The sequence below is a fragment of the Pseudomonas sp. VI4.1 genome (assembly GCF_002029345.1).
Lineage (GTDB): Bacteria > Pseudomonadota > Gammaproteobacteria > Pseudomonadales > Pseudomonadaceae > Aquipseudomonas.
Window position 1 is genome coordinate 87,571 of sequence record NZ_MULM01000170.1, and the last position, 17,479, is coordinate 105,049.

Sequence of the window (17,479 nt, forward strand, 5' to 3'; positions counted from 1 at the left end):
AGGTTGAAGTCCGGCGGACATACAAAGGTGTATGCCCGCCGGTTAACACCACCGTGGATGATGGCGTTTCAGGCCAGCAGGACGCTTACAGTGCTACGGGTGGAACAGCGTCGAATACCATTGCCACCACACCGGTGTAGTCGCCTGCCGCGGGGGTCGCATTAGTCGAGCTGATACGCAGCGCCGCGCGGTAGTTCACATCGGACTCAGCTTCGCCAACTACCTGCTGTGGCGTAGTCGTCAATTCCTTGCCATTGAGTTCTACTTTCAGATCAATGGTGTCCGCGCCGGAAATCAACTTGGGAGCGGTGACAACACTGGCGTGGACAGAGCCGTTGTTGTTGCGAACGTCAAAAAAACCCTTGACCTCGTCCATCTTGCCCGTGCCCGGATTGTGGTCCATGCGCTGATCCTTGGTGACCAGATCAGGATCGACCGGCACCACGTAGAAGCCGTTGGTCGGCACGTGAGCGACGATGCTAATGGAATGAGCGGCTTCACCGGCAGCGAACGCTCCGGAAGAACCCAGTGCCAGAAGAGCCAACGGGGCAGCGATTGCGAATTTCTTGAACATTTTAAATACCTGTTTTCTAGATGGAATCGGTTCATTGAAAGTTCAAAAGTCTCTTCCCTGTCTCGGGTCGTTTTGTTTGAACTTCCAACGCCGGTGCATCTTCACCTTCCCGTTCCGGAAAGTAAGCAGGCAACTTCCTCAGAGGTCGTAGTAAAACCACCTTACAACCCGAAGGAAAAAGATACAAAAAATCAAAATACAAAACAGTGACTGTAAGTTACGCCCTACATACAGATTTACTTAAAAAACCATACAGGGATTTCGCGTAATAGATAGTAGATTTATAAGGAGTTTAGAATAAAAGCTCAACTATTATTAGAGCAATTGCTTTAAGTCATTCAATAACCCTGATTTCACAAAAAAAATTGCCGGCATGCAGCGAATTTTTCTGCGCAATGATCCAATTTCAAGCAACCCACCGCTCGTCAACAGAGGCCTGCCTGCGGCAAAAAACGTCTTGCCTTCGCCATAAGATATATCTTAAGTTGTATCTAAACACCAGGAGAGCAAGCAAAAATGAGAGACCATCATTCCCCCCACCGCGACCATAACGACGGCCGCGACGGCTTCGAAAAGCGCCCCGGGCCCGGCCGCGAGCGCGGCGGACGCGGCCCCCGCGTCTTCGCCCCGGGCGATTTGAAATTGCTGCTGCTGGCGCTGATCGCCGAGCAGCCATGCCACGGCTACGACCTGATCCGCCAGATTGAAAACATGTTCGACGGCGCCTACAGCCCCAGCCCCGGCGTCATCTACCCGACCCTGACCTTTCTGGAAGAAAGCGAAATGATTGAGGGCGATGCCGCGGGCGGGAAAAAACGCTACAGCGTGACCGACGCCGGACGCGTTTCCTTGAGTGAGCAAGTGATTGCCCTGGACGGCGTGCGCATGCGCATCGAAGTCAGCAAGCGCTCATTGCGCGGCCATGATCGCCCGGCCGAAATTCACGAAGCCGTGCACAACCTGCGCCATGCCTTGCACATGCATCACGGTCGCTGGAGTCCGGAAGAAATCCTGCGAGTACGCGACCTGCTCAATGACACCGCCAAAGCCATCGTCGACGGCCCCGCCGTTCAAGCCGCCCAGGAGAAAGCCGAATGACCGATATCGATACCCAAGCCATTCACCGCGTCATGCACGAAATCAAGCGCCGTCGGCTGCAAGTACTGCGGGTGATCGACCTGACCCCGCGCATGCGCCGGATTACCTTGGGCGGCCCTGAGCTGGCAGGCTTTGTCAGCCTTGGCACCGACGATCACGTCAAACTGCTGTTCCCGCAGAACGCGGCGGAACAGGCGACGCTGGACACCCTGGTACTCGGTGCCGGCAAAGACCAAGGCCCGATGCCGGCCATGCGCGACTACACCCCGCGGCGTTATGACCTCGACACACTGGAGCTGGACATCGACTTCGTGCTGCACGGCGACGGTCCGGCCGCGACCTGGGCCGAACAGGCCACACCTGGCCAGTTCCTGCACATCGGCGGGCCACGGGGTTCGATGATCGTGCCCGACATCTTTGACAGCTACCTGCTGATCGGCGACGAGACCGCCCTGCCCGCCATCGCCCGGCGCCTGGAAGGCCTGGCGGCCAACCGGCGGGCACTGGTGATCGTGGAAGTGGAAAACGGCGCCGAGCAACAAAAGCTCGAAAGCCCGGCGCAGGTCAATGTGATCTGGGTATTGCGTGAAGGCGGCAGGAACAACCTGCTGGCCACAGTGAAAGAACTGCAGGTGCCCAGTGGCAAGCTGTACGCCTGGGTGGCGACCGAAAGCAAAGTGTCGCGGCAGATTCGCCGGGTGTTGCTGGATGAGCATGGGCTGGACGAGCAGTTCGTCAAAGCGGTTGGCTATTGGCGGCTGGACGACACCACCGAAGAATAAACCCAATCCCCCTGTAGGAGCTGGCTTGCCAGCGAAGGCGGTGTGTCATTCGGCGCATGTGGTGACTGACCCACCGCTTTCGCCGGCAAGCCGGCTCCTACAGGGTCCCGAGGTGATTCAGGGGTTACGCCGCCACCGATCCAGGCCAATCACCAGCAAGCCAATCCCCACAAATCCCACCAGCAACCCACCCGCATTCACGAACACCTGTGGATAACCCAGCTTCTCGACATTAATGAACGGATACGGATAAGCCGCCAGCAGATGCCCACGCAGCAGCGCATAAGCGAAGTACACCAGCGGATAGATCAGCCACAGCGCGATGTGCCTTGGACGCAAGGTGCCTTTGGGCACACAGCACCACCACCAGCCCAGAAACAGCAGCGGCATCACATCATGCATCAACTCATCAGCCAGCAACTGCCAGCCTTCGGGGTGCCATAAATGGCGCAACAACAGGCTGTACGCCAGCCCCACCAGCGCCATACTCGCCGCAATGCCACTGCTCACCCCCGGCTGCAAAAACCAGCGTCGCGCCGCCGACTCGCGGGACGTCAGCTCACACGTCAGCACAGTGGCCACCAGCGTGTTGGTCAGTACGGTGAAATAGCTGAAGAAACTCATCAACCCGCCGAGCAGGCTGGCTTCGATACTCCAGCGCAGGTAAAGAATCAGGTACAGCTGAATGCTCAATCCCGCCCAGCCGAGGAAGGCAGCCACCGCCACAAAGCGACGCCGCGCGGCAGACGGGCGGACCATGTTCAGACCGGACGCTTGGTGCGCATCAACTTCACATACAAGCGTTCGACCTTCTCCCGCGCCCAGGGGGTTTTGCGCAAAAAGGTCAGGCTCGATTTAATGCTCGGGTCGCTCTTGAAGCAGCGGATATCGATGCGCTCGGCCAGCCCCGACCATTCGTAGTGCTCAACCAGGGTATTGAGGATCTGCTCGAGCGTCACGCCGTGCAGTGGGTTGTTATTCTGTTCGGTCATGCCAGGCCTTCGAGCGAAGTAGGAATTGGAAGCCGCGCACCTTAGCCGAGGGCTTCATCCGGGGAAAGCGATCTGTGCGCTGTTCGTTAAATGTAGGTGAACCTGTAGGAGCTGGCTTGCCAGCGAAGGCAATTTCATAGGCGACAACGAAATTGACCGACACACCGCTTTCGCTGGCAAGCAGGCTCCTACAAGGATCTTCGGTGGATATGGGATTTGATATCCGCCGACTGTTACCAATTCCGAAACGCTGCATGTCAGTAAAAGCCCTTTCTCTATTTGTAACAGGACATTATCCTTACACCCGCCAAGCTGAAACGCTTCCGCCGCCCGCTTCATCTCTGCTGCTTTCCGTTCATCCCAGAAAAAGATCAAGAATTTCTTCCCTATGCCTTATTTTCAATCTTCGCGAGACAGCGCTGTCTGCATGACTGTTGCCAGTCGAAAAGCCCTGAACATGATCGGCGGTTTCGCCTTGTTAAACCTCGCGACCTGCGTCCATGCGGCCCCGGCTTTCGACAGTGACTCACCATGGATGCTCGGCGACTGGAATGGCGCGCGCACCGAGCTATCGGCTAAAGGCTACGACTTCAAAGTCGATTACACCGGTGAAATGGGCAGCAACCTGCACGGCGGTTACGACCACGATCGCACCGCTCGCTACAGCGATCAGTTCGGCTTCGGCACTCACCTGGACCTGCAGAAAATCCTCGGTTGGGACGCTGCCGAATTTCAGCTGACCATCACCGAGCGCAGCGGCAACAACATCAGCAACGACCGGATCAACGATCCACGAGTCGGCGGCTTCACCTCGGCCCAGGAAGTCTGGGGCCGTGGCCAGACCTGGCGCCTGACGCAGATGTGGTATCAGCAGAAATTCTTCGATCAGAAACTCGACATCAAGGTCGGCCGCTTCGGCGAAGGCGAGGACTTCAACAGCTTTCCCTGCGATTTCCAGAACCTGGCGTTCTGTGGCTCCCAGGTCGGTAACTGGGTCGGGGGCATCTGGTACAACTGGCCGGTCAGCCAGTGGGCGATGCGGGTCAAATATCACCTGACGCCGCAGCTCTACGCGCAGATCGGCGCTTACGAGCAAAACCCGTCGAACCTGGATCGCGACAATGGTTTCAAACTCAGCGGCAGTGGCACCCAGGGCGCGATCCTGCCCGTGGAGCTGGTGTGGTCGCCGAAGCTCAATGGCCTGCCGGGTGAATACCGCGCCGGTTACTACTACAGCAACGCCAACGCCACCGATGCCTACAAGGACAGCAATGGCCAGCCGGCGGCCCTGAGCGGCGAGGCTTACCGCAGCGCATCCAGCAAACACGGGGTGTGGCTCGGTGTGCAACAGCAACTGACCAGCCGCGCCAGCGACAACTCCCGCGGCTTGAGCGTGTTCGCCAACGGCACGATGCATGACAAGAAGACCAATGCCATCGACAACTATGTCCAGGCCGGCGTCGTCTACAAAGGCCTGTTCGATGCCCGCGCCCGGGACGATATCGGCTTCGCCGTCGCTCGGGTCCACGTCAACCCGGCCTATCGCAAGAACGCCGAGGCGACCAACCAGGCTCGCGCGGTATCCGATTACAACGACCCGTCGTTCCTGCCACCGCAAGACACCGAATACAGCGCCGAACTCTATTACGGCGTACACGTCACGAACTGGCTGACCGTGCGCCCGAACCTGCAATACATCCGCCACCCCGGTGGCGTGGACCGGGTCGATGACGCGCTGATTGGCGGGATCAAGGTCCAGTCATCGTTCTAACCAACACCGTAACCCCCTGTAGGAGCTGGCTTGCCAGCGAAGGCGGCGTGCCAGCCGGCGCAGATGTCAACTGACACACCGCAACCCTGTAGGAGCTGGCTTGCCAGCGAAGGCGGCGCGTCAGCCGGCGCAGATGTCAGCTGACACACCGCTTTCGCTGCAAGCCAGCTCCTACAGGGGGTCGCATTCCACCGCACCATTTTCATATGAACCCAGCCCGCACGAGATCGTCATCTACAGTGAACTTGCGCGGGACTACTTAAAACGTCACGGAGAACCACACTATGAGCACTGATGGTGCTTTGAGTCGAAGCCGTCTGCTGCCGAGCCTGCTCGGCATCCTGCTTCTGCTAATGGGCCTGGCCATGCTGGCCGGGGGGATCAAGCTGAGCCTGCTCGGCGGCTCGCTGTACTACCTGCTGGCCGGTATCGGCCTGGCACTCACCGGCGTGCTGCTGATTGCCGCGCGCCGCGCTGCGCTGGGCCTGTACGCACTGGTGCTGTTCGCCAGCACGGTGTGGGCCCTGTGGGAAGTCGGCCTCGACTGGTGGCAACTGGTGCCGCGCCTGGCCATGCTGTTTGCACTGGGCATCGTCATGCTGCTGCCGTGGTTCCGTCGTCCGCTGTTGCGCGCAGGCGCCGCGCCGATGGGCACCGGCGCGCTGAGCGTGGCCGTGGTGCTCGCGGGCGCCACTGCGCTGGCCAGCCAATTCACCAACCCCGGTGAAATCAAAGGCCAACTGGACCGCGACAGCGTGCCGGGCATGACCAACACCGCCCCGGCCATGCCGGACGGCGACTGGAATTCCTACGGCCGTAGCGCCCACGGCGATCGTTACTCGCCCCTGGCCCAGATCACCCCGCAGAACGTGAACAAACTGGTACCGGCCTGGACCTACCGCACCGGCGACCTGCCAGGGCCGAACGACCCGGGTGAAACCACCGCCGAAAACACCCCGCTGAAAGTCAACGGCATGCTTTACGTGTGCACGCCGCACAGCCAGGTGATCGCCCTGGACCCGGACACCGGCAAGGAAATCTGGCGTTTCGATCCGAAGCTCTCCACGCAGAACGCGCAGAACTTCAAGGGTTGGGCGCACATGACCTGCCGTGGCGTGACCTATCACGATGACGCCGTCTATGCCTCCGAGCAGAGCCCGACCGGTACGGCCAGCACGACGCCCGTCAGCACCGTCTGCCCCCGTCGCATCTTCCTGCCGACCGCCGATACGCGCCTGATCGCCCTCGACGCCGACACCGGCAAGATGTGCGAAGACTTCGGCGACAAAGGCCAGGTCGATCTGCGCGCCAACATCGGCGGCTTCACCGCCGGCGGTTACTATTCCACCTCGCCACCGGCGGTCACCAAGGACCTGGTGGTGATTGGCGGCCACGTCACCGACAACGTCTCCATCGACGAGCCCAGCGGCGTGATCCGCGCGTTCGACGTGCACACCGGCAAGCTGGTGTGGAACTGGGACAGCGGCAACCCGGACGACACCACCCCTATCGCTGCAGACGAGGTCTACACCCGCAACTCACCGAACATGTGGTCCATGTTCGCGGTCGACGAAAAACTCGGCATGCTTTACCTGCCGATGGGCAACCAGACCCCGGATCAGTTCGGTGGCGATCGTACGCCTGAGTCGGAACTGCATGCCGCGGGCCTCACCGCCCTCGATATCGCGACCGGCCAGGTGCGCTGGCACATGCAGTTCACCCACCATGACCTGTGGGACATGGACGTCGGTGGCCAGCCAACCCTGATGGACCTGAAAACCGCCGACGGCGTGAAGCCGGCGGTACTGGCGTCCACCAAGCAAGGCAGCATCTACGTGCTGGACCGCAGCACCGGCGAACCCATCGTGCCGATCCACGAAGTGCCGGTGCCACAAGGCGCTGTCGAAGGTGACCGCACCTCACCGACCCAGCCGAAATCCGAGCTGAACCTGATGCCGCCGCCGCTGCAAGAGCGCGACATGTGGGGCGTCACCCCGTTCGACCAGTTGATCTGCCGGATCGACTTCAAGTCCATGCGCTACGACGGCCCGTTCACCCCGCCATCGCTGCAAGGCTCAATCGTGTATCCCGGCAACTTCGGCGTGTTCGACTGGGGCGGCATCGCGGTTGACCCGGTGCGCCAGATCGCTTTCGTGAACCCGAGCTACATGGCGTTCAAATCGAAAATGATCCCGGCATCGGAAATCGCCGCCCAAGGTCCGCGTAAAAGCGAAACCGAAGGCGTGCAGCCGAACAAAGGCGCGCCGTACGGCGTGGTCCTGGAAGCACTGCTGTCGCCCATGGGCCTGCCATGCCAGGCGCCAGCCTGGGGTTACGTGGCGGCGATCGACCTGACCACCAGCAAAACCATCTGGATGCACAAGAACGGCACCGTGCGCGACAGCTCACCGGTTCCTGTTCCTCTGAGCATGGGCGTGCCAAGTCTGGGCGGGACCGTCACCACTGCCAGTGGCGTGGGCTTCCTCAGCGGTACGCTTGACCAGTACCTGCGGGCTTACGACGTGAAAAACGGCAAGCAACTGTGGGAAGGCCGCCTGCCAGCCGGCGCACAAACCACCCCGATGACCTACACCGGCAAGGACGGCAAGCAATATGTGCTGGTGGTTGCTGGCGGTCATGGTTCGCTGGGCACCAAGCAGGGTGACTATGTGATTGCGTACAAACTGTCCGAGTAAGTTTTAGCGGCAGTCAAATCAAAGGCGACTCCTGCGAGGGAGTCGCCTTTTTTTATGAACGCTATTTTTTGCCACACTGCCGAATAAATGTGGGAGCGGCGGTGCGGCGATCCGACTTGCTCGCGAAAGCGGTGTGTCAGCCAACTCAGATGCGGAATGTTAAACAGCCTTCGTCGGAACGCCGCCCGGAGCAAGCCCGCTCCCACATTTGATCGTGATCGGCTCGAAATAATTTGCGCACGTCCTACAGATTTAGCGGTTACCGGGAAGTATTCCGACAACTTCTATCGGATGCCGTGTCGGAAGTCGGGAGGATAGGCTTCGGGGTCGCTGCAAATTCAGCGAACGGGTTTGGTCGCCCAGGTTTAGAATGGCGCACTTTTCGTGCTTGCTTCATGGCGAGCTGTGCGTGGGAGGGCTTCGGCCCTGCCGGGTTCCATTCCCTGGTCGACCAACCTGCGTACGGTTCGCCACCCAACTGCTTGGTCGCAGTCGTGGCGAACTCTCTTTCTTCGAATGGAGCTTCACCATGTTCAAACCAACCCCGAATCCCCCCGAAAACGACACCGTCTCCCCCTACGCCGCCGATTCGAACAAACTCAACGAAGCCGCCGAACGCGCCCTCGATCTCCACTTCCCGTCGACCGCCGACATCAAAGCCACCCCACGCACGCCCAGCACCCTGTTCACAGTGGACCCAAAGGCCACGACCGAAACCCTCGTGGTCTATCTGGTCGAGACGCTGGCCTCGGTCGATGTGATGGTCCATCACCTGGTGGATCACCTGGACGGCGGATCGCGCAATGCTCTTCTGGGTATATCGAACAGCATCATGTTGGCGGAGATCACGGCGAATCGGGTGCTGGATCAGATCGATTCACCTGCATGAGCACCCTGAGAAGTAACCAGTTTTGCCGCTTCTGATGTGAAATGGTTTGCTGCCCTTTTGTAGGAGCGAGCTTGCTCGCGATGGTCGTCAACGATGACGCGCCGGGCCTGATGCCCCGCGGCGTTTTCAGGTTTTTCGCGAGCAAGCTCGCTCCTACAGGAGCAAAACCGAACATCCTGAATTAATAGCGACCATTGAAACCACCCTCCACCTGCCCCATCTAAGACCCATACTCCATTGCGCAGGTGCCCCATGAGCGACCAGCAAGAATTCCCTGAAGACCCGAGCGAATACGCCGATCCGGATATCGTTGAACATCACTCCACCGGCAAAGGCCTCGCCCTGCCAGGTCAGAACCTGCCGGACAAGGTCTACATCATCCCGATCCACAATCGCCCGTTCTTCCCGGCCCAGGTACTGCCGGTCATCGTCAATGAGGAACCCTGGGCTGAAACCCTGGATCTGGTGAGCAAATCCGATCATCACTGCCTGGCCCTGTTCTACATGGACACGCCCCAGGAAGACCCCCGCCACTTCGATACCTCGGCCTTGCCGCTCTATGGCACGCTGGTCAAGGTGCACCACGCCAGCCGCGAAAACGGCAAACTGCAATTCGTCGCGCAGGGCCTGACTCGTGTGCGTCTCAAGACCTGGCTCAAGCACCATCGCCCGCCGTATCTGGTGGAAGTGGAATACCCGCACCAGCCCACCGAGCCGACCGACGAGGTCAAGGCCTACGGCATGGCGCTGATCAACGCGATCAAGGAACTGTTGCCGCTCAACCCGCTGTACAGCGAAGAGCTGAAGAACTACCTCAACCGCTTCAGCCCCAATGACCCGTCGCCACTGACCGACTTCGCCGCCGCCCTGACCTCGGCCACCGGCAGCGAACTGCAGGAGGTGCTCGACTGCGTGCCCATGCTCAAGCGCATGGAAAAAGTCCTGCCGATGCTGCGTAAGGAAGTCGAAGTCGCACGGCTGCAGAAGGAGATTTCCGCCGAAGTTAACCGAAAGATCGGCGAACATCAGCGTGAATTCTTCCTCAAGGAGCAGTTGAAGGTCATTCAGCAAGAGCTGGGCCTGACCAAGGACGACCGCAGCGCCGACATCGAACAGTTCGAGCAGCGCCTGGAAGACAAAGTGTTGCCGGCCCAGGCGCAGAAACGCATCGACGAGGAAATGAACAAGCTGTCGATCCTCGAGACCGGCTCGCCGGAGTACGCGGTGACCCGCAACTACCTCGACTGGGCGACCTCGGTGCCGTGGGGCGTGTACGGCGAGGACAAACTCGACCTCAAGCACGCCCGCAAGGTGCTGGATAAACACCACGCCGGCCTCGACGACATCAAGGATCGCATCCTCGAATTCCTCGCGGTCGGTGCCTATAAGGGCGAGATCAGCGGCTCCATCGTGCTGCTGGTGGGCCCGCCGGGCGTGGGCAAGACTAGCGTCGGCAAATCCATCGCCGAATCCCTGGGCCGGCCGTTCTACCGCTTCAGCCTCGGCGGCATGCGCGACGAAGCGGAGATCAAGGGCCATCGCCGCACCTATATCGGCGCGCAGCCAGGCAAACTCGTCCATGCGTTGAAAGACGTCGAAGTGATGAACCCGGTGATCATGCTCGACGAGATCGACAAGATGGGCCAGAGCTATCAGGGCGACCCGGCCTCGGCGCTGCTGGAAACCCTCGACCCGGAACAGAACGTCGAATTCCTCGACCACTACCTGGACTTGCGTCTGGATTTGTCGAAAGTGCTGTTCATCTGCACCGCCAATACCCTGGATTCGATTCCCGGCCCGTTGCTGGACCGGATGGAAGTCATTCGCCTGTCGGGTTACATCACCGAAGAAAAAATCGCCATCGCCAAGCGCCACCTGTGGCCCAAGCAGCTCGAGAAAGCCGGTGTGTCCAAAGGCAGCCTGGCCATCAGCGACAGCGCGTTAAAAGCCTTGATCGACGGCTACGCCCGTGAAGCCGGGGTGCGGCAGTTGGAAAAACAACTGGGCAAACTGGTGCGCAAGGCCGTGGTGAAGCTGATCGAAGAGCCGAAAGCGGTGATCAAGCTCGGGCCGAAAGACCTGGAAGCCTCCCTCGGCCATCCGGTGTTCCGCAACGAGCAGGTGCTGTCGGGCACGGGTGTCATCACTGGCCTGGCCTGGACCAGCATGGGCGGCGCAACCCTGCCGATCGAAGCGACGCGGATTCACACCTTGAACCGTGGTTTCAAACTCACCGGGCAACTGGGTGACGTGATGAAGGAGTCGGCGGAAATCGCCTACAGCTACGTCAGTTCCAACCTGAAGTCGTTTGGCGGCGATCCGAAGTTCTTCGACGAAGCCTTCGTCCACCTGCACGTTCCTGAAGGCGCCACCCCGAAAGATGGCCCAAGCGCGGGCGTGACCATGGCCAGCGCCCTGCTCTCGCTCGCCCGAAACCAGGCGCCGAAAAAAGGTATCGCCATGACCGGCGAGTTGACACTGACCGGGCATGTATTGCCGATTGGCGGGGTACGCGAGAAGGTCATTGCGGCACGGCGGCAGAAGATTTTCGAATTGATCCTGCCGGAGCCGAACCGTGGTAGTTTTGAAGAACTTCCAGATTATCTGAAGGAAGGGATAACCGTACACTTTGCCAAGCGCTTTGCGGATGTGGCGAAGATTTTGTTCTAAGCCAACAAACGCGACACTGGAATGGCCAGACTATTGTCTGGCCATTTTTTTTCATCGAACAACACCTACAACCTGAAACATATTCATCTACAAACCCGTTAACTCTAACAGTATTCCGGCCTCTTCATTGACGGTACATTAAAGTCTCCAACCATCATTGAAAGAGATAAACCCATGAACATCCAACTCCGTAGAAACCTTGTCGACAACTGCATCAATGATGAAAGAGAATACCGTCGGTGCTGCCAAAATAATTACTTGAACGCCACCGTTCACGACCGCGGGGCATTCAACTCCGAAGAGTTTTACGTCAGCGTCGGCTCCCGGGAAATTGTGGCTATCTTCAAAGCCGGTGAAAAACACAGCCCTCAAGATCGCGCCTTCGATTTTTATCTACCGAAAACTATCGAAACCGGGGTTTACACACTACCGTCCACCGGTCAATTGATCGAGATCGCTTTTACCGAATTCCTTCCACCTTACGCCACCTACTATGCATTTAAAGGCGTCCTGGATCTATTCGTAAGCGCTGACAAGCGAGAATACTCCGGCTCATTCAATACCCATTTTAAAGACAAACAAAATCGTGAATTTACATCCGAAGGCGCGTTTGCTTTCTCCCTGGAAAACTAAGATACAAGGCGGAAAATTTCGAGACGTTTTCTACCCGGACAAGGCGATAACCGTGGCCATCGGCACCGGCACGTTCGACACCAACTTCGGCAACATAACTAAAGAACATCAAATAAAGCTTGGCTTTACCCTATCCCGAATTGGCGATATTGAAGGTGAGCTCGGCGTCACGGAATAAGAGCCAGATCAGCTTCGATTTTATTCCTCGCACCAGAGCCCGATGCGTGAGCATTTTCTTCCATCCGGCTCTGGTCACAATTTGTCTCATCTTCAGCTATGCTCGCCGTTCGTCGTGAACGCAGGAGCTGCTGACTTATGTCCCCCACCCGCTTGTTGATCCCCCTCGCCTTCGCCTTGCTGGCCGCCTGCGCCACGCAACCTGCACACAACGTGACCGTGGAAAAACAAAGCGCATGCCCGACGAAACTGCACTCTGGGCAAACCCTGACCCTGAGGCTGCCCAGCAACCCGACCACGGGTTATCGCTGGGCCATCCAGGACTCGGCCGGTGGCGTGTTGCGTGCGCTGGGCCCCGAGGTGTACAGCAACCCGGAAGACGCCGGTGTCGTCGGCGCTGCCGGGGTCTCGATCTGGCGCTTCCAGGCCTTCGCCAACGGTACCGGGCGCTTGCGCCTGACGTCACAGCAGCCTTGGGCGCCGGAAGTGTTGCCGGTGGAAACATTCGACTGCGTCATCTCGGTTAACTGATCGTGGGCTGGCTGATTCTGGCACTGATGGGGGCGGTGACGTTCCTCTACGGCCTCAGCGTGCATGCCGCCTTGCTGTGCCTGTTGGTGAAGCCCTTGCCGGTACTGGCCTTGCTCGGTTGGCTGCACGATGCACCGCCCAGCGAATATCGACGCTGGATCAGCCTTGGATTGATGTTCTCCCTGCTCGGCGATGTGCTGCTGGCGTGGCCGGGGGATTTGTTTGTATTCGGCCTCGGGGCGTTTCTGCTGGCCCACCTGGCGTATCTGAAAGCTTACTTGAGCGATTGCCGGCGGTTGGCGGTATTGCCGCTGATCATCGCTCTGGGCGTCGGCGCGTTGTTGCTGGGGATCTTGATTGCCAATGGGTTGGGTCCACTACTGATCCCGGTGATTGTCTATGGCTTGGCCATCAGCGCCATGCTCTGGCGGGCGCTGGCCCGACTCGGCACCGATGTGCCGAAACGCTCGGCCCTGTTGGCGGCGGCGGGCGCGGTGGCGTTTGTGTTTTCCGACAGCGTGATTGGCATCGACCGCTTTGTCGCGCCGTTCCATGCCGCGCCTTATGTGATTATCCTCAGCTATTGGCTGGGGCAATGGGGAATCACCGCCTCGGCGTTCACCCAGAAACCGCGCTGAACCCTGTGGCGAGGGAGCTTGCTCCCGCTGGGCTGCGAAGCAGCCCCAATACCATTCAATCGAGTTTTATCTGATCCCCCGATTGGCCGGGTCTACGACTGCTGCGCCTGGGCGCGGATCGGCCGGACGGGACCAAGCTCCCTCGCCACAACAGCACTTCACCGCTAGAACGAGGGCGACACCACCGGTTTATCAGACAACCCGCGCATCCCCACGCCAAGTTGGCTAAAATGCCGGCCTTTTCCACCCAAGCCGCTGGAACCGCCGTGAGCAAAGAACCCGATCGCCTTTTCGCCCAGCCTTTGGCCCAGGTGCCTGACTTCGCCTTCAATGAGGACGTGGTGCGGGTGTTCCCGGACATGATCAAGCGCTCGGTGCCGGGTTATCCGACCATCGTTGAAAACCTCGGCGTGCTTGCTGCGCAGTTCGCTCAACCGAACAGCGTGCTCTACGACCTGGGCTCGTCCCTCGGCGCCGTGACCCAGGCCTTGCGCCGCCATGTGCGCACCGACGGTTGCCGGGTGATCGCTGTGGATAACTCCGCGGCTATGGTCGAACGCTGCCGCGAGTATCTCAATGGCCAGGACTCGATGTTCCAGGAGTTGCTGCCCGTCGAAGTGATCGAAGGCGACATCCTCGCCCTGCAGTTCCAGCCAGCCTCGGTGGTGGCGCTGAATTTCACCCTGCAATTCATCGCCCCGGACCAGCGCAGCGCGTTGCTGTCGCGCATCCGCCAGGCGCTGCTGCCCGGCGGCGCGTTGATCCTCTCGGAAAAACTGCGCTTTAACGACCCCGAAGAACACGCGCTGCTCACCGATCTGCATGTGGCCTTCAAGCGCGCCAACGGCTACAGCGAACTGGAAATCGCCCAGAAGCGCAGCGCCATCGAAAACGTCATGAAGCCCGACAGCCTCGAAGAACACCGCGAACGCCTGCTGGCGGCCGGGTTCTCGAAAGTCGTGCCGTGGTTCCAGTGTCTTAACTTTGCCTCGTTGATTGCCTTGCCATGATCGATCTGTCCCCCCTCGCCCGCCGACTGGCCGGTACTCCCCTGGCTGCCTGGGCCAACACCCTGCAAGCGCAACTCGACAAGAAAATGGAAAAGGGTCATGGCGACCTGGAGCGTTGGCAAAGCGCGCTGGACGCCTTGCCGAAGATCCAGCCGAGCGAAGTCGACTTGTTGAACGGCTTGAAGCTGGACACCGAGTGCGACGATGAGACCCGCGCGCAGATGCGCACGGCCTTGATGGGGTTGTCGCCGTGGCGCAAAGGGCCGTTCGATCTGTTCGGCGTGCACGTCGACACCGAATGGCGCTCGGACTGGAAATGGTCGCGGGTCGCGCCACACCTGGATTTGAAGGGCAAACGCATCCTCGATGTCGGCTGCGGGAACGGTTATTACATGTGGCGCATGCTCGGCGCCGGTGCCGACAGCGTGATTGGCGTCGACCCCAACTGGCTGTTCTTCTGCCAGTTCCAGGCGGTGCAGCGCTACCTGTCCGAGCCCAACGCCTGGCACCTGCCGTTTCCCTTTGAGGATCTGCCGGCCAACCTGGAAGGTTTCGACACGGTGTTTTCCATGGGGGTGTTCTACCACCGCCGCTCGCCGATCGAGCACTTGCTGGCGCTGAAGGATTGCCTGGTTAAGGGTGGCGAACTGGTGCTGGAAACACTGGTGATCGAAGGCGATCGGCAGCAGGTGCTGGTACCGGAAGACCGGTACGCGCAGATGCGTAATGTATGGTTCCTGCCGTCGGTGCCGGCGCTGGAGCTGTGGTTGCGGCGTGCCGGGTTCAGCGATGTGAAGTGCGTGGATGTCAGCGTGACCACGGTCGAGGAACAGCGCGGGACGGAGTGGATGAAGTATCAGTCGTTGAGCGACTTCCTTGATCCTGAGGACCACGGCAAGACGATTGAAGGGCTGCCGGCGCCGATGCGGGCGGTGATTGTGGCCCGCAAGTAACCCCAATCTCCTGACCGATGGAGATCACTCTGTAGGAGCTGGCTTGCCAGCGAAAGCGGTAGATCAGTCAACATCATTGTTGAATGTGATGCCGCCTTCGCTGCAAGCCAGCTCCTACAGGGGTTTGGTGTTCAGTCTGCGGGTTTTGCGCGGCGGGCCTTGAAAAACTCGCTCAGGGCCGCCCCGCATTCCTCCGCCAATACCCCGCCTTCAAACAGCACTCGATGGTTGAGAAACCCTTGGGTAAAAAACTGCCCCTGACTCTGCACAATCCCGGCTTTCGGCTCTAAAGCGCCATACACCACCCGCGCAATCCGCGAATGCACGATCAACCCGGCGCACATGCTGCACGGTTCAAGCGTCACGTAGAGCGTACTGCCCGGCAAACGGTAGTTGCTCGCGGCTTGGGCGGCGGCGCGGATCGCGACCATCTCGGCGTGGGCGCTGGGGTCGTTGCCGCTGATCGGGCAGTTGAAGCCGCGGCCGATGATCTCGCCGTTTTGGACCAGCACCGCGCCCACCGGCACTTCGCCCAGTGCTGCGCCCTGGGCGGCGAGCGTCAGGGCTTCACGCATGAAATCACGATCACGGCTGCGATCGATGATCGCCACGGGACGAATCTGACGCATCACGCCACCTCGATGGCGGCCATAAGGCCGGTTTCCATGTGGTCGATCACATGGCAATGGAACATCCACACCCCCGGATTATCCGCCACCAGCGCCACCTGGGCGCGTTCGTTCTTGCCCAGCAGGTAGGTGTCGGTGAAGTACGGAATCACCTTGTGCCGGTTCGAGGCGATGACCTTGAAGCTCATGCCGTGCAGGTGAATCGGGTGTTGATACTGAGTCATGTTCTTCAGTTCGAAAATGTAGCTCTTGCCCTTTTCGAGTTTGGCAATCGGACGGTCGGCGCAGGTCTTGTCCGTAATGTCCCAGGCCTTGCCATTGATCTGCCACAGGCTCGGCGGCCGGCCGTTGTCGACGTTCACCGACACCGAACCCACCCATTCGAAATTGAAGTTGAGTTTCTCGGCAGTGGCCAGGTCCGGCTCGGCCACCGGGTTGGCGGGCAGCGCCGGAGGCCACGCGGTCGGTGCATCGGTGTTCGCCACCGAGCGCAACGTGCCCAGGCGTACCGGGCCGTTGCGCAGGGATAGTTCCTCACCGGCTGGCGGCGCCTTGATCGCCAGGCAAATGCGCATGCCGGGGCCAAGCCAGTATTCCTTGCCCAGTGGCCGCGGCTCGATGGGATTACCGTCCAGCGCGTAGATCTGCGCTTCGACCCCGGGAATGTTCAGGCGGTAAGTCAGGGTGTTGTCGAGGTTGAGCAGGCGCACGCGGGTGATCTGCCCGGCAGGCAAGTCGATCACCGCTTGCGACACGCCATTGATCGTCGACAGGCGCCCGGCCGTGCCGCCCCGGGCCGCTTCACGAGGAATGCTGAACGCGACAAAGGCGCCCGCTTCATCGACGTGCCAGCTCTTGAGGCTCAAGGTCTTCTCGTACTTGAAACCGGTGGGCTCGCGCTCTTCGATAATCAGTGGGCCAACCAGGCCGCGACCGAGTTCTTCACTGCTGTTCACATGCGGGTGATACCAGTAGCTGCCGGCGTCGGGCACGCGGAATTTGTAGTCGAAGTATTCACCCGGCAACACGGGAAGCTGCGACACGTAGGGCACGCCGTCCATCTCCAGCGGCAGGCGGATGCCGTGCCAGTGGATGGTGGTCGCGACCGGCAGGTGGTTGATGAATCGCACCCGCAGCCATTCACCCTGACGCACGCGCAACTCGGTGCCCGGCGCCGACGGGCCGAAGGCCCAGGCTTCGGTGGTGTGCCCGGCCACCAGCTCGACGTCCAGCGGTGCCGCGATCAGCTCATAGTCGTGGCCCGCGTCGGCGTCGGCCATCTTGCCCAGCCAGTACCGCGACGCGCCCCCCGCTCCGACACCAACGACAACAAGACCGGCCAGGCCACCGAGGATTTGGCGACGGGTAAAGGACATGAACTCAACTACCTCACGTATCAGCGACAGGCGCGGGGCCTGTAAAAGGCGAATACGATA

At 60.0% G+C, this 17,479-nt stretch carries 17 protein-coding genes; 12 read left to right on the forward strand and 5 right to left on the reverse strand.

Annotated elements, in window-relative coordinates; translation table 11 throughout:
- Positions 1-85 precede the first annotated feature (85 nt).
- Complete coding sequence (locus tag BZ163_RS22585; RefSeq protein ID WP_128872659.1) at positions 86-574, reverse strand: CS1 type fimbrial major subunit; 489 nt, start codon at positions 572-574, stop codon at positions 86-88.
- A gap of 516 nt (positions 575-1,090) precedes the next feature.
- On the opposite strand from BZ163_RS22585, the gene BZ163_RS22590 reads away from it, so the two are divergent.
- On the forward strand, positions 1,091-1,672 hold the full coding sequence (locus BZ163_RS22590; protein ID WP_128872660.1) for a PadR family transcriptional regulator: 582 nt from the start codon (positions 1,091-1,093) through the stop codon (positions 1,670-1,672).
- The gene (locus BZ163_RS22595; protein ID WP_128872661.1) at positions 1,669-2,454 is read left to right on the forward strand and encodes a siderophore-interacting protein; all 786 of its coding nucleotides are present in this window, start codon (positions 1,669-1,671) and stop codon (positions 2,452-2,454) included. The genes BZ163_RS22590 and BZ163_RS22595 overlap by 4 nt, the downstream gene beginning before the upstream one ends.
- Positions 2,455-2,571: 117 nt before the next feature.
- Here BZ163_RS22595 and BZ163_RS22605 read toward each other — a convergent pair whose 3' ends face one another.
- Together BZ163_RS22605 and BZ163_RS22610 are read right to left on the reverse strand one after the other, a co-directional pair.
- Positions 2,572-3,213 carry a Pr6Pr family membrane protein gene (locus BZ163_RS22605; RefSeq protein WP_128872662.1) on the reverse strand — a complete coding sequence of 214 codons (642 nt, stop codon included), beginning with the start codon at positions 3,211-3,213 and terminating at the stop codon, positions 2,572-2,574.
- 2 nt (positions 3,214-3,215) lie between these two features.
- Positions 3,216-3,446, reverse strand: a complete 231-nt coding sequence (locus BZ163_RS22610) for a VF530 family DNA-binding protein (protein WP_128872663.1) — start codon at positions 3,444-3,446, stop codon at positions 3,216-3,218.
- A 388-nt stretch (positions 3,447-3,834) separates the two neighbouring features.
- Between BZ163_RS22610 and BZ163_RS22620 the strand changes: the two genes are divergently transcribed.
- The 10 genes from BZ163_RS22620 (at position 3,835) to cmoB (ending at position 15,414) form a co-directional block, all read left to right on the forward strand.
- Positions 3,835-5,217, forward strand: a complete 1,383-nt coding sequence (locus BZ163_RS22620) for a carbohydrate porin (RefSeq protein WP_128872665.1) — start codon at positions 3,835-3,837, stop codon at positions 5,215-5,217.
- A gap of 284 nt (positions 5,218-5,501) precedes the next feature.
- Positions 5,502-7,913 carry a glucose/quinate/shikimate family membrane-bound PQQ-dependent dehydrogenase gene (locus BZ163_RS22625; RefSeq protein WP_128872666.1) on the forward strand — a complete coding sequence of 804 codons (2,412 nt, stop codon included), beginning with the start codon at positions 5,502-5,504 and terminating at the stop codon, positions 7,911-7,913.
- 529 nt (positions 7,914-8,442) lie between these two features.
- Positions 8,443-8,802, forward strand: coding sequence for a DUF6124 family protein (locus tag BZ163_RS22630; protein WP_128872667.1), 360 nt, complete (start codon positions 8,443-8,445; stop codon positions 8,800-8,802).
- 252 nt (positions 8,803-9,054) lie between these two features.
- Positions 9,055-11,472: an endopeptidase La gene (lon, locus tag BZ163_RS22635; RefSeq protein WP_128872668.1), complete on the forward strand. Its 2,418-nt coding sequence runs from the start codon at positions 9,055-9,057 to the stop codon at positions 11,470-11,472.
- Between the two features lie 174 nt (positions 11,473-11,646).
- Positions 11,647-12,105 carry a hypothetical protein gene (locus BZ163_RS22640; protein WP_128872669.1) on the forward strand — a complete coding sequence of 153 codons (459 nt, stop codon included), beginning with the start codon at positions 11,647-11,649 and terminating at the stop codon, positions 12,103-12,105.
- Between the two features lie 52 nt (positions 12,106-12,157).
- Complete coding sequence (locus tag BZ163_RS35870) at positions 12,158-12,283, forward strand: hypothetical protein (protein ID WP_256579093.1); 126 nt, start codon at positions 12,158-12,160, stop codon at positions 12,281-12,283.
- A gap of 137 nt (positions 12,284-12,420) precedes the next feature.
- Positions 12,421-12,813 carry a protease inhibitor I42 family protein gene (locus BZ163_RS22645; RefSeq protein ID WP_128872670.1) on the forward strand — a complete coding sequence of 131 codons (393 nt, stop codon included), beginning with the start codon at positions 12,421-12,423 and terminating at the stop codon, positions 12,811-12,813.
- 2 nt (positions 12,814-12,815) lie between these two features.
- A complete protein-coding gene (locus BZ163_RS22650) occupies positions 12,816-13,451 on the forward strand; it encodes a lysoplasmalogenase (RefSeq protein WP_128872671.1) in 636 nt (211 codons plus the stop codon).
- 230 nt (positions 13,452-13,681) lie between these two features.
- Entirely contained in the window at positions 13,682-14,461 is a 780-nt protein-coding gene (gene cmoA / locus BZ163_RS22655; protein WP_178110495.1) for a carboxy-S-adenosyl-L-methionine synthase CmoA, read from the forward strand.
- Positions 14,458-15,414 carry a tRNA 5-methoxyuridine(34)/uridine 5-oxyacetic acid(34) synthase CmoB gene (gene cmoB / locus BZ163_RS22660; RefSeq protein WP_128872673.1) on the forward strand — a complete coding sequence of 319 codons (957 nt, stop codon included), beginning with the start codon at positions 14,458-14,460 and terminating at the stop codon, positions 15,412-15,414. The genes cmoA and cmoB overlap by 4 nt, the downstream gene beginning before the upstream one ends.
- A 131-nt stretch (positions 15,415-15,545) precedes the next feature.
- Here cmoB and tadA read toward each other — a convergent pair whose 3' ends face one another.
- Entirely contained in the window at positions 15,546-16,043 is a 498-nt protein-coding gene (gene tadA / locus BZ163_RS22670; RefSeq protein ID WP_128872675.1) for a tRNA adenosine(34) deaminase TadA, read from the reverse strand.
- A complete protein-coding gene (locus tag BZ163_RS22675) occupies positions 16,043-17,419 on the reverse strand; it encodes a multicopper oxidase family protein (RefSeq protein WP_128872676.1) in 1,377 nt (458 codons plus the stop codon). The genes tadA and BZ163_RS22675 overlap by 1 nt, the downstream gene beginning before the upstream one ends.
- Between the last annotated feature and the right edge of the window lie 60 nt (positions 17,420-17,479).